Origin of the sequence: Sorangium sp. So ce1335, from assembly GCF_051521615.1 — a bacterium.
Classification (GTDB): domain Bacteria; phylum Myxococcota_A; class Polyangia; order Polyangiales; family Polyangiaceae; genus Sorangium.
The window spans coordinates 1,256,959-1,270,641 of the sequence record NZ_CP150363.1 but is presented as its reverse complement, the minus strand read 5'-3'; the positions used below and the strand labels follow the sequence as shown (position 1 = coordinate 1,270,641).

General features: G+C 73.8%; 4 protein-coding genes. 1 reads left to right on the top strand and 3 read right to left on the bottom strand.

From position 1 onward, the window contains the following. Window positions 1-7: 7 nt before the first annotated feature. The 3 genes from WMF24_RS04575 to WMF24_RS04565 form a co-directional block, all read right to left on the bottom strand. Complete coding sequence (locus WMF24_RS04575) at window positions 8-7,780, bottom strand: SDR family NAD(P)-dependent oxidoreductase (RefSeq protein ID WP_437735120.1); 7,773 nt, start codon at window positions 7,778-7,780, stop codon at window positions 8-10. A 26-nt stretch (window positions 7,781-7,806) separates the two neighbouring features. Beyond that, entirely contained in the window at window positions 7,807-9,456 is a 1,650-nt protein-coding gene (locus WMF24_RS04570) for a PfaD family polyunsaturated fatty acid/polyketide biosynthesis protein (RefSeq protein WP_437735119.1), read from the bottom strand. A gap of 474 nt (window positions 9,457-9,930) precedes the next feature. After that, window positions 9,931-10,701 carry an SDR family NAD(P)-dependent oxidoreductase gene (locus tag WMF24_RS04565; RefSeq protein ID WP_437735118.1) on the bottom strand — a complete coding sequence of 257 codons (771 nt, stop codon included), beginning with the start codon at window positions 10,699-10,701 and terminating at the stop codon, window positions 9,931-9,933. A 214-nt stretch (window positions 10,702-10,915) separates the two neighbouring features. Between WMF24_RS04565 and WMF24_RS04560 the strand changes: the two genes are divergently transcribed. After that, window positions 10,916-13,561: an ATP-binding protein gene (locus WMF24_RS04560; protein ID WP_437735117.1), complete on the top strand. Its 2,646-nt coding sequence runs from the start codon at window positions 10,916-10,918 to the stop codon at window positions 13,559-13,561. Window positions 13,562-13,683 lie beyond the last annotated feature (122 nt).

Below are 13,683 nucleotides of genomic sequence, written 5' to 3'. Positions count from 1 at the left end.
CCGCCGCTCACGCCTGGCCGCGCGCCGTGTCGGGCCGCAGGACGTACTGCACGTCGCGCAGCTCGGCGACGAGCGTGCCCTCGGGATCGACGAACGCGATGTCCGCCTTCGTGCGGTCGCGGGCCACGATCTGCCCGCGCACCACCGCGCGCAGCGGGCCGTCCGACGGCCCCTCGGCGAAGGTGTGGAGCGCGCCGACGGACATCGGGAGCGCCGCGCCGCCGAGCACGTGCTGCGTCCACAGCGTCGCGAGCTGCAGCCCGCCGTCGAGCGCCGCCGGGTCGGTCTTCCACGGCTGGGCAACCCAGCCGGCCTCGCGCAGGCCCACGACCGTCCCCGCGATCCCCTCGCGGCTCACGCCGTCGAGCCGCCGGATCACCTGGAAGTCGCGGCCGTGGAAGAGCGTGTGGCCGTCGTACGGGTCGTCGCCGCCGCTCCACGGGCCGAGCGCCGGCGCGGCGGGGCCCTTCGGGGCCACGCGCTCGGCGGGCGGCCGCATCTCGATGGTCGCCGCGTAGTGCAGCGCCCCCTGCGGCCCGCGCAGCTCGGCCGCGAGCACCGCGCCGTGGCCGTTGCTCACCTCGCGGCAGTCGACGCGGAACACCTCGCCGCCCGACTCGTACGCCGCGAGCTTGATCCCGCGCAGCACGCGCACGTCGCGGCACTGGGTCACGACGAGATCCGGCCGGCACGCGCGCGCCGCGCGGGCGAACCACTCGAGCGCGATCACCACCGGCACGACGGGGACGCCGTTGATGGCGTGATCGCCGAGGTACGGGTGCGTCGCGCGGTCCGCGCGCACGGCGAGCGCGACCCGCCGGCCGTGGCCGTCGGCCGCGAGGCTCTTCGGCTCCGCGCCGAGCACGACCTCGACCGCCGCGCGCGCATCGCCGGCGCCGGCGCCGTCGCAGAGCTCGTCGATCAGCATCCTCGCGCCCGCCGCGAGCGGGATGAGCGGCACGCCGAGCTGCGCGAAGTGCGCCTCGAGCGCCGCGTTCACCATGCCGCCCTGCCAGGGGCCCCAGCCGAGCGACTTCACGACGCAGCCGGGGCGGCGCGCGGCCTCGGCGGCGGCGACCTTGTTCAGGACCTCGTTCGCCATCGCGTAGTCGCACTGCCCCTTGTTGCCGCTGCGCGCGGCGATCGAGCTGAAGAGCACGATCGCCCTGAGCGGGTCGCCCGCCGTCGCGCCGAGCAGGGCCCGGAGGCCGTCGACCTTCGTGTTGAACACGCGGTCGAACTGCTCGACCGTCTTCTCGGCGACGAGCTTGTCGGCGAGCACGCCGGCGCCGTGGACGATCGCGGTGACGGCGCCGAAGGCGCGGCGCACGTCGTCGAGCGCCGCGGCCACCGCGCGCGCGTCGTTCACGTCGGCCGACACGTAGAGGGCCTCGCCGCCGGCGGCGCGGATCGCGTCGAGCGTCGCGCGGACCTCGCGGTTCGCGAGGATCCTCGCGACCCGGCGGCCGATCTCCGCCGGGGTCGCCTTGTGGCCCGCGGCGGCCGCCGCCTTGACCAGCGCCGCCTTGAGCGCCGCCTCGCCGTCCACGCCGCGGCACGCGGCCGGGTCGTCCTCGAGCGCGGTGCGGCCGAGCAGGGCGAACCGCGCGCGGCTGGCCCTGGCGAGCGCGATCAGCGTCGCCGCCGTCACGCCGCGGGCGCCGCCGCTCGCCACGACGACGTCGGACGGCCCGAGCGGGAGCGGCCCGGGCCGCGCGGCCTCGCGGACGCTGCGCAGCGTGGTGCGCCGGCCGTCGGCGCGCAGGCCGATCTCGAGCTCGACGCCGCCGGAGAGGAGCTCCGCCGCGATCGCCTCGGCGAGCTCGCCGGCGGGCCGCCCGCCGCGCTCGACGTCGATGGCGCGGCAGGAGGCGTCGGGCCACTCGACGGCCGCGGTCTTCGCGAGGCCGGGCAGCCCGCCCGCCCAGGCGCGGTCCGATCCGGCGAGGCCGAAGTCGCCGCCGGTGTCCTGGACCGTGACGAACAGGGCCGGCTGCGCCGCGATGGCCTGGGCGGCGAGGAACGCCTCGCGGTGGACGGCGAGCGCCTCGTCGACGGTGGCGAGGTCGCGCAGGCCGCCGAGGAACACGGCGCCGCGGGCGCCGCGGGGCACGGCGGGGGCGTACTCGGCCGCGACGCCGCGCGCCGCGAGGGCGGCGACGAGCGCGGGGCCGATCGCGTCGTGGCCGGTGACCACCACGGTGCCGGCGTCGAAGAGGCCGGGCATCGCGAGGCCGGCGGCGGGCGCCGGCGCCTCGGCGAGCGTCCACCGGCCGAGGTCCGCGGAGGCCGGGGCCGTGTCCTCGGCGGGCGCGGCCGGGGCAGCGCCGGCGGCCGGGCCGAGGTTCGCGCGGAGGTGCTCGACGACCTGGCCGAGCGTGCGGAGCTGCGCCAGCGCCGAGGCGTCGACCTCCGACAGCCCGGGCGTCCGGTCACGGACCGCCGACAGGATCTCCACCCGCTTGATGCTGTCGATGCCGAGGTCGCTCTCCAGCTCCATCTGCAGTCCCAGCATCTCGGCCGGGTAGCCCGTCGTCTCCGCCACGACCGCCATCACCACCCGCTCGACGTCGGCCGCCGCGGGGGTCGCGCCGGCTGCGACGGCGGGCGCCGCGGCGGGCGATGCGACGGCGGATGCCGCCGGCGACGCGACGGCGGCCGCTGCCGGCGCGCCGGCGGGCAGCGAGGCGCGCAGGTGGTCGACGACCTGGCCGAGCGTGCGGAGCTGCGCGAGCGCCGAGGCGTCGACCTCCGACAGCCCGGGCGTCCGGTCACGGACCGCCGACAGGATCTCCACCCGCTTGATGCTGTCGATGCCCAGGTCGCTCTCCAGCTCCATCTGCAATCCGAGCATCTCGGCCGGGTAGCCCGTCGTCTCCGCCACGACCGCCATCACCACCCGCTCGACGTCGGCCGCCGCGGGGGTCGCGCCGACTGCGACGGCAGGCGCCGCGCTCGCGGTTGCTGCCGGCGCCGCGATTGGCGCCGCGACGGCGGCCGCTGCCGGTGCGCCGGCGGGCAGCGAGGCGCGCAGGTGGTCGACGACCTGGCCGAGCGTGCGGAGCTGCGCCAGCGCCGAGGCGTCGACCTCCGACAGCCCGGGCGTCCGGTCACGGACCGCCGACAGGATCTCCACCCGCTTGATGCTGTCGATGCCGAGGTCGCTCTCCAGCTCCATCTGCAATCCGAGCATCTCGGCCGGGTAGCCCGTCGTCTCCGCCACGACCGCCATCACCACCCGCTCGACGTCGGCCGCCGCGGGGGTCGCGCCGGCTGCGACGGCAGGCGCCGCGCTCGCGGTTGCTGCCGGCGCCGCGATTGGCGCCGCGACGGCGGCCGCTGCCGGCGCGCCGGCGGGCAGCGAGGCGCGCAGGTGCTCGACGACCTGGCCGAGCGTACGGAGCTGCGCCAGCGCCGAGGCGTCGACCTCTGACAGCCCCGGCGTGCGGTCACGGACCGCCGACAGGATCTCCACCCGCTTGATGCTGTCGATGCCGAGGTCGCTCTCCAGCTCCATCTGCAATCCGAGCATCTCGGCCGGGTAGCCCGTCGTCTCCGCCACGACCGCCATCACGACCCGCTCGACCTCCGCGGACGCAGCCGGCGCAGCGGCGAAAGCCGTGGCGGGCGCGGCGGCGGCGGCCGGCGCGGCGACAGGCGCAGCGGCCACGGCGGGCCTCGCGCTCGCTACCGGCGCGGCGGGCAGCGATGTGCGGAGGTGCTCGACGACCTGACCGAGCGTGCGGAGCTGCGCCAGCGCCGAGGCGTCGACCTCCGACAGCCCGGGCGTGCGGTCCCGGACCGACGACAGGATCTCCACCCGCTTGATGCTGTCGATGCCCAGATCGCTCTCGAGCTCCATCTGCAGCCCGAGCATGGAGACGGGGTATCCCGTCTTGTCCGCGACCACCTCGAGGACCAGCCGCTCGATATCTGCCGCCGGCGCGGCCACGGCCGCCTGCGTTGCCGCGGCGGGCGCCGCCGGCCTCGCGGCCGCTGCCACGGCGGGCGCCGCGGTGACCGGCACGGGCGCTGCCACGGCGGGCGCCGGCGCTGCCACCGCCGCCTTCGCTGCCACCGCGGGCGCCGGCGCTGCCACCGCCGCCTTCGCTGCCAGCTGGGGCGCCGGCGCTGCGGCCGTCGCTGTCACGGCGGGCGCCGCAGGCGCCGCGGTGACGATCGCGGCGTGGTGCTCTCCGCCTGCGCCATTGAGGCCGTCCCGGCCCACGCTGCCGCCGCGCGCCAGCGCGCTCGCAGACCCCAGGGACGCCTCCGAGATCGGCCCCGCGTGCACCGGTGAGAGCAGCATGGGCGCAGGGCGCGCCACGGGCGGCGCGGTGGCGGCGGCCGTGTACGGCGCGCCGGTAGCGAGCGCGGCGAGCCCCGCGAAGGAGGCCTCCGCCGCCTGCAGGAAGGCGATGTGGCTCTCGGCCATCGTGCGCTGGTACACGCCGTGCGCCTCCGCCGTGGCGCGCTGCGCCTCCTGGTATGCAGCCAGCCACGACGCGCTGACGGCCGGCGCTGACACGCTCACCACCGCCGGCGACGCGCTCACTGCCGGCGCTGACACGCTCACCACCGACGATGACGCACGCACTGCCGGCGCCGACGCGCTCACCATCGCCGGCGACGCGCTCACTGCCGGCGCTGACACGCTCACCACCGACGATGACGCACGCACTGCCGGCGCCGACGCGCTCACTGCCGGCGCCGACGCGCTCACTGTAGGCTGGGACACGCGCACTGCCGGCGCCGACGCGCTCACTGTAGGCTGGGACACGCGCACTGCCGGCGCCGACGCGCTCCCTGCCGGCCCCGACGCGCTCCCTGCCGGCCCCGACGCGCTCCCTGCCGGCTTGGCCGCGCTCACCGCCGGCTGCGCCGCGCTCACCACCGCCACCGTCTCCGCCGCCGGCTTCTGCCCCGGCCGCGCCGCGCTCGTCTTCGGCAGCTCCTTCGCGCCGCCCTGCGGCGGGTACGGCTTGCCGTAGTTGCTCCCGTTGATCGGCAGCGCCAGCTTCGGCTTCGGCAGCGTCCGCGGGTCGACCGGCGCCGCGAAGCCCTCCCACAGGACGCGCGCGTCCAGCGGGACCCCGGCCACGGCGAGCCGCGCCACCGCCTCGAACAGGCTCGTCACGCCGTGCTTGCCCTTGCGGTCGAGCGCCACGGCGCGGTGCGGCCGGCCGCTCAGGATCTCGCCCACCAGGTTCGTCAGCACCGACCCGGGGCCCACCTCGACGAACGTGCGCACCCCGGCCGCGTACATCCGCTCGATCTCCTCGACGAACCGCACCGGCTCCGCGAGCTGACGCGCCAGCCGGTCGCGCGCCGCGTCGCCGCCGCCCGGGTACGGCTCGACCTCCGCGTTGCTGTACACGGGCGCGGCCGGCGCCCCCACATCGATCCCGCCAAGGAACTCGCGGAACGGCGCGCTCGCCTCCGCCACGAGCGGCGAGTGGAACGCCGCGGCGACGTCGAGCCGCCGCGCCTGGATCCCGAGCTCCCCGAGCCGCCGCTCCGCCGCCTCGATCGCCGCGACCGAGCCCGACAGCACCACCTGCTTCGGCCCGTTGTGGTTCGCGACGACGACGTCGCCGAGCCCGAGCGCCCGCACCTCGTCGATCGGCCGCGGGACCGCGATCATCGCCCCCCGCTCCGACGACGCGGCGCCCATCAGCTCGCCCCGCCGCCGCGCCACCCGCAAGAGGTCCGCCGCCGAGAGCGCGCCCGCCGCGTGGAGCGCCGCGATCTCGCCGAAGCTGTGGCCCGCGAACGCGTCCGCCCGCACCCCGAGCGCCTCGAGCAACGCGAGGTGCGCGAGGCTCGTCGCGCCGATCGCGGGCTGCGCCCACCGCGTCTCGCGCAGCCGCGCCTCCTGCGCCCGGCGCTCCTCGTCCGAGAACACCGGCCGCGGGAACACCACCTCGTGCAGCGGCACCTCCCCGAGCGAGACGCCCGCCGCCGCGTCCCACGCGGCGCGGGCCGCGTCGAACGTCATCAGCACGTCGGCGCCCATCGCCACGTACTGGCTCCCCTGCCCCGGGAACAGGAACGCCACCTGCCCCGGCGCCTCGCCGTTCGCGTAGTGAACGAGCGGCGCGGCGAGCGCCTGCTCCGGCCTCGCCCCGAGGTGCGACGCGACCTGCTCGAGCTTCCTCGCGAGATCCGCCTCGTCCGTCGCGCACAGCCCGAGCCGCGCCGGCCTCGACGCGTCGAACGAGAGCACCGACTCCCGCGCCAGGAAGCGCAGGATCTCCGGCGTCTCCGCCGCCTTCGCCAGCGCCCGCGCGCGGTCCGCGAGCGCCGCCGGCGTGTCCGCCGACAGGAGCACGAGCTCCGCCGGCGCGGACCGCACCCGCCACGCCCTCGGCGCCGGGCCCGTGTACTCCTCCAGCGCGACGTGGAAGTTCGATCCGCCGAACCCGAACGAGCTCACCGACGCCCGCCGCGGGTGATCGGCCGCGCGGATCCACGGCCGCGCCTCGGTGTTCAGATAGAAAGGAGTCTTTTCGATCTCGAGCTTCGGGTTCGGCTTGTCGACCTTGATGGTCGGCGGGAGCACCTTGTGGTGAAGCGCCATGATCGCCTTGAACAGCCCCGCCGCGCCGGCCGCCGCCTTCGTGTGGCCGATCTGCGATTTGACGCTGCCGAGCGCGCACCACTGCCTGTCGGCGCGCCCCGACTCGTCGAACATGACGCGCAGGCCCTCGAACTCGGCCGCGTCGCCCGCCTTCGTCCCGGTGCCGTGGGCCTCCATCAGCTCCACGGTGTCGGGCCCGTACCCGGCGGCGGCGTAGGTCCGGCGCAGCGCCTTCGCCTGCCCTTCCGGCACCGGCGCGTACACGCTCTTGCTCCGGCCGTCCGAGGACGAGCCGATCCCGCGGATCACCGCGTACACCCGGTCGCCGTCGCGCTCGGCGTCGTCGAGCCGCTTGAGCGCCACCATGGCGATGCCCTCGCCGAGCAGCGTGCCGTCGGCCTTGTCGGAGAACGGGCGGCAGTCGCCCGACCGCGACAGGGCCGGCGTCTTGCTGAAGCACATGTACATGAAGGCGTCGTTCATCGTGTCGCAGCCGCCCGCGATCACGAGGTCCGACTGGCCGAGCGCGAGCTCGTTGATCGCCATCGACATCGCCGACAGCGACGACGCGCACGCCGCGTCCGTCACGCAGTTCGTCCCGCCGAGGTCGAGCCGGTTCGCGATGCGCCCGGCCACCACGTTGCCGAGCAGGCCGGGGAAGGACGACTCCTGCCAGGGCACGTACTTGCCTGCGATCGTGTCGCAGGCGCGCGTCACCTCGTCCTCCGGATACCCGAGCTCCCGGAGCGCGCGCGCCCAGACAGGCCGCTGGATCCGGCTCACCATCGAGGCGAGCAGCTCCTGCGCCGAGGTGACGCCGAGGATGACGCTCATCCGCTCGCGGTTCATCGCCTCGAACTGCCCCTGCGCCGCGTCCTCCAGCACGCGCTTCGCCACGATCAGCGCGAGGAGCTGCGTCGTGTCCGTCGCCGGCACGATCGAGGGCGGCACGCCCCACTCCAGCGGATCGAACGGCACGTTCTTCAGGAAGGCGCCGCGCTTCGCGTACGTCTTGTCGGGCGCGGACGGGTCGGGATCGTAGTAGTCCTCGACGAGCCAGTGCGACGCCGGGACGTCCGTGATGAGGTCGGTCCCGGCCAGGATGTCGCGCCAGAAGCCGTGCGCGTCGAGCGAGCCGGGGAAGATGGCGCTCACGCCGACGACTGCGATGGGCGGAATACGGGAGGACGAAGCGTGCATAAGGACCTCAGCAGGTGTTCAGGCGCTCAGGCGAGCGGGCGGGGAGTGAAGCTGAAGGCGGCGCTCGGCACGGGGACGCCGTACGTCCGGAGCTGCTGCGCGCGCGTGACGACGGCCGCGCCCTCGAGCAGGTTGCGCGCGACCTGGACGACAGTTCGGTTCTGCGGGTCCTCGAGAAAGGACCCCTTGACCCAGCGGTTGAACGCGCCCATCGCCGGGCCACACCAGATCTGGTAATCCGCGCGGCGCTTCGGGTCCCCGGCGATGGCCCACTTGCTGGACATGCCGAGATACCAGCGGAAGATCAGCGCCATCTTGTGCTTGGGATCGCGCGCGGCGCGCTCGAGCTCGGCGGGGTCGCGCTCCGCGAAGAACCGCTCGCAGCCCGACCACACCTCGTCGCACGACATCTGGAACATCTCCCGCTCGATGCGCGCGCGCACGTCGGCGGGCAGCGACTCGATGGATGCGTGGGCGACGTAGAGGTCGTAGAGCCGCTGCGCGCGGACGCCGAACATCGTGCCGCGCTTGAGCACCTGGACCTGCACGCCGAGCTCGAACATGTCGGCGGCGGGCGTCATCACGACGTCGGGGAGGTCGGCCTGGGCGAGCATCTTCTTGCCCTCGTCGGACAGGCCCGACTCGACGCACGCCTGGTTGACCGAGCCCGTGAGCACGTACGCGGCCCCGAGCGAGAACGCGGCCGCCACGGTGGACGGCGTGGAGAGGCCGCCGGCGGCGCCGACGCGGATCGGGCGCTGATAGCCGTGCTTCGCCGCCAGCTCGTCGCGGACGCCGAGGATCACCGGGAACAGGGCGACGAGCGGCTGGTTGTCCGTGTGCCCCCCGGAGTCGGCCTCGACGGTGATGTCCTCGGCGACAGGCAGGCTCCGCGCGAGCTCGGCCTCGTCGCGGGTGAGCCACCCGTTCCGGACGCAGGTGTCGAGGATCTCGGCGGGCGCGGGCGACAGGAAGCGCGCGGCGACCTCGGGGCGCGAGATCTTCGCGAACAGGTGGTTCTGCCGGTCGATGCGGCCGTCGGGCAGGCGCCGGACGCCGCTGTAGGCGTACCGCACGACCATCGGGTTCAGGCCCATGTAGGCGGCGGCCTCGGCCCGGCGGACACCCTTCCTCAGGTAGAGCTCCACCGTGTCGCTCTCGAGCCTGGGCTGGTTGGGAGCGTGGATGAGGTTGCAGCCCCAGGTCGGGCCGTCGGGGCCGAGCGCGGCGATGATCTCGTCGACCGCCTGCTCGATCCGGTGCAGCCCGAGGCCGGCGGCGCCGAAGAACCCCATCATCCCGGCCTTCGCCATGGCGATGGTGATGCGCGTCGTGTGGATACCGTTCGCCATCGCGCCGGCCACGTAGGGGAAGCGCAGGCCGTGGACCTCGAGGAAGGAGCGGTCTCCGAGCCACTCCGGGTACAGCGCGGGGAGCGTGCCGAGGAGCGGAAACGTCGGGACTCCATTCACCTGGTCCTCGCGGATGACCGCGCCGCCGCGGGACACGCCGACGCGCCCATCCGGCGTCTCGCGCACCACGTGCACCGGCTCGCGCACGCAGGACACGGCCTCCCGCAGATCGGTCGATGTGAACGCGGGGAGCCAGGGCCCGCTGCGCCAGATGCCGATCGGCTGGAGTCCGGCGCCGCGGAGGGCCTGCGGGTTCTCTACCATGCTGAGCTGCCTCCTAATGACAAGCTCGCGCTCTATAACATCCGCTGTGTTCGCCACACGGTAATGGTTCGGTCATGGAGCCGGGGGACGGCCGGTCTCGGTCGACCCCGAGAGCGCGGGATGTGAAGCGATTTTCCCGGCGTCCATGGCCCTGCGCCGCCGTGACGCGCTGCGCCTCCGTTTCGGACGTGTGACGCGCGCCGTGGGCTGACGCGAACGCTGTCGCTTTACTTTTTCACGCTCAGCAGATCCACGGACTGCGGGCTTGCGTGCTGGCAGCAGTGCTCTTCTCTCGCCGCTGACCTCGCCCTCGCTTCGTTAAGTAAAGAAGAATTTGAACCACAGAGGCACAGAGGGCACAGAGGAAAGAGAGAGAGAGAATATTTGTTCTCTTCTCTATCTCTCTCCTCTGTGCCCTCTGTGCCTCTGTGGTTCCATTCTCCTCTCATGAAACCAGGAACGAGCCACGGAGCACTAGAGTGAATAGCCGCCGTCGCTGACGAGGAGCGCGCCGGTCATGGTGGCCGACGCGTCCGAGAGCAGGAACGCGATCATGCCGGCGATCTCGTCGGCGCTCGCGTAACGGCCGAGGGGCGTCGCCATCGCGGCCATCTGGTCGAACGCCGCGCGCTCGCTCCCGGCCGTCGTCACGAGCGCCTGGAAGAAGGGCGTCTGGGTCCAGATCGGCGTCTCGACGCCGCCGGGCAAGACGCCGTTCACGCGGATCTTGTCGGGCGCGCCTTCCTTCGCCGCCACGCGGACGAGCTGCGCCGCGCCCGCCTTGGACGCCGCGTACGCCCCGATGCCAGGCTCGGCCTTGACGGCCGCGACCGACGAGACGACCACGGCCGTGCCGCCCTGGCCCGTCTTCCGGAGGAGACGAAGACCGGTCCGGAGCGTCAGGAAGACGCCGTCGAGGTTCGCGGAGAGGACGCGCCGCCAGTCGTCGAACGACGTCTCCGCGAGCGGCGCGCCGTGCGCGATGCCGGCGTTCGCGACGACATGGTCGAGCTTGCCGAAGCGCTGGTCCACGGCCTCCTCGAGCTCGGGCCAGGGGGCCTCGCTCCCCACGTCGAAGGCGCGCAGCAGGAGCTCCGGACCGCGGAGCTCCTCGGCCAGGGCGTGGAGCGCGTCGCGGCTCCGGTCGACGAGGACCAGGCCGCCCACGGCCTGCGACAGCCTTCGCGCGGTCGCCGCGCCGATGCCCGACGCCGCTCCGGTGATGAGCGCGACTCGATCCGACATGAGCGCGGCGCCCTACCACGGCGGCGCCACCGCGTGAACGCGCACCCGGCCCACGCGCGCCATCCATCGACGCCACGCCCCGGAGGAGACGGGACCGCCGCGCCCGCCCGCCGGCGCGCCGCCGACACGAGCGCTCATGCTCGACGGCGGTGTTCCTGCACTGCGCGCTTTGAGGTCGCCCGGGCCCGTCCTATGCTTGACCGCCAGTCGAACGATGCGACGTCTTTACCGGCTTTCCGCCAAGCTCAGCAAGCTCGTCCCGGCCCGCCGAACGCGCGCTGGACAGGCACAGACGTCCCGGGCGGCGCCGCTGGCCGAAGCGCAGGAGGGCACCGCCGCCAGCGTCGACGCATGGAGGCGGGAGCAGGAGGCGCGCGAGGCCCTGGAGCAGCAGCAGGCGGTGCTCAAGTACGTCATCGCCAACGTCCCTCACGCCATCTTCTGGAAGGACCGCGAGGGCCGTTTCCTGGGAGGAAACCAGAACTTCCTCAACGACACGAACACGAAGGTCCTGGAGAACCTCGTCGGAAAGACCGACTTCGACGTGTGGGGCAAGCAGAAGGAGGTCGAGTTCTTCGTGCAGGTCGACCGGGAGGTCATGGAGCGCGGCACGCCGATGCTCGACATCGAGGAGCCGCTGCTCCGCCCGGACGGCAAGCACCGGGTGCTGCTCACCAGCAAGGTGCCCATCCGCGACGAGCGCGGCGAGGTCACGGGGCTGCTCGGGATCTACGCCGACATCACCGAGCGCAAGCAGATGGAGATCGAGCTCCAGAAGGCGAAGGAGGCCGCGGACGCCGCCGCCCGCGCCAAGGGAGAGTTCCTCACCGTGATGAGCCACGAGCTCCGGACGCCGCTCTCGCTCATCCTCGGACCGCTCGAGTCGCTCCTGTCGAGCCCGGACGAGCCTCTCTCGCCGAAGGTGCGGGCGGACCTGGAGCGCATCCAGCGCAGCGGGCGGCGGCTCCGCCGGCTCGTCGACGACGTCCTCGATTACCAGAAGATCGAGGCCGGCAAGATGCAGGTCCACCGGGAGGCCGTCGACGTGGGAGAGCTCGTCGCGGACATGGTCGAAGAGGCGCGGCCGGCGGCGGAGCGCGGCGGCATCCAGCTCTCGATCCAGGTGGATACCGCGCTGCGGACAGTCCCCCTCGACCGGCGCAAGTTCGAGAAGATCGCGCTCAACCTGCTGGGCAATGCGCTGAAGTTCACGCCGCCGGGGGGCCGCGTCGCGGTCGATCTGCGGGTGATGGACGGGGTGTTCGAGCTCTCCGTCGAGGACACCGGTCCAGGCATTCCGGCGGACAAGAGACACCTGCTCTTCCAGAAGTTTCAGCAGATCGACGCGTCGGCGACGCGCAAGCACGAGGGGACCGGGATCGGGCTGTCGCTGGTCAAGGAGCTCACGGAGCTCATGGGAGGCACGCTCGGCGTGGAGAGCGAGCCCGGGTCCGGATCTCGCTTCTTCGTGCGCCTCCCGCGCGCCGCGGAGGGCGCGGGCGCGACGAGGACCGCCCGCGCGCTGGAACCGGCGGAGACGGCGGGATCGCACGAGTCGCCGGCCTCCCAGGAAGCGCCGGCGTCGCGGGAGCCGCTGAGGGCGCTGGGGTCGCCTGCCGGGGCGGGCCGCGGCGCGGGCGAGGCATCCCGCGCGCGGGATGACGACGAGGGGCGCGCGGGCGGGCGGCGCTCGCCCCGCGCGCGCGTGCTCGTGGTGGAGGACAACCCGGACATGGCCTCGTACCTGGAGAGCGTCCTCTCGGCCGAGCACGAGGTCGCGCTGGCGACGAACGGCCGGGAGGCGCTCGAGTCGATCGGGGCGCGGCGGCCGGACGTCGTCGTGTCCGACGTGATGATGCCGGAGATGGATGGCTTCGAGCTGGTCTCCCGGCTCAAGGGGAATCCGGAGCTCCGGGACATCCCGATCCTCCTGCTGACGGCCAGGGCGAGCCGGGCGGAGGCGGTGGTGGGGCTCGAGGTCGGCGCCGACGACTACGTGAGCAAGCCGTTCGACCCGCTGGAGCTGAAGGCGCGGGTCCGCGCGGCCGAGCGGCTGCACCGCGTCTACCTGGAGCTCGCCGCGAAGAACGGCGAGCTCGCGACGGCGCTGACGCGCCTGTCGGAGACGCAGGGGGAGCTGCTCCAGGCGGGCAAGATGGCGGCGATAGGCACGCTCGTCGCGGGGCTCTCGCACGAGATGAACAACCCGGTCTCGGTCGTCCTGATGAACGTGCAGCACCTGCTCCGGCTGCACCGGAAGGGGCACGGCCTGCCCGACGAGGCGGCGCTCCTGAAGGTGCTCGTCACCATCGAGCGGCAGGCGAACCGCTGCTCGGAGCTCGTGAGGGCGCTGCTCGAGTACGCGCGCGGCAAGCCGATCGGCCGGGAGCCGTGCGACGTGCGCGAGGCGCTCCGCCGCGCGGTCGACCTCTCCGCGCCGCGGGCGCGCGAGCGCCGGGTCCAGCTCGAGGCGAGCAGCCCCGCCGCGCTGCCGGTCGTGCTCGTCAACACGTCGCAGCTCGACTCCGCGTTGCTCAACGTGATCGGCAACGCGCTCGACGCGAGCCCGCACGGCGGCGCCGTCGTGGTCGGGGCTCGCCCGGTCCCGCGCGGCGACGTCCACGGCGTGGAGATCGACGTGCGCGACACCGGCTGCGGCATCCGCGCCGAGGACCTGAGCCGCATCTTCGAGCCGTTCTTCACGACGAAGCCGCCAGGCCAGGGGACGGGCCTCGGGCTGTCGCTGACGCACCGGTTCATCACGGAGCACCAGGGCAGCATCCGTGTCGAGAGCCAGCCCGGCGAGGGCACCACGGTGCGCATGTGGCTGCCCGCCATGCCGTCGGACGGGGCGGAGTGAGGCATTTGCCTGGCCCGAGGCCGGTGAGCGCGCCTGCGCGACGCGACGTCAAAGCCGCAGCCTTGATCACAAACAGCCACAGGCACGGCGCATCTTCATCGAAGATTTTTCATGCCGCTTGA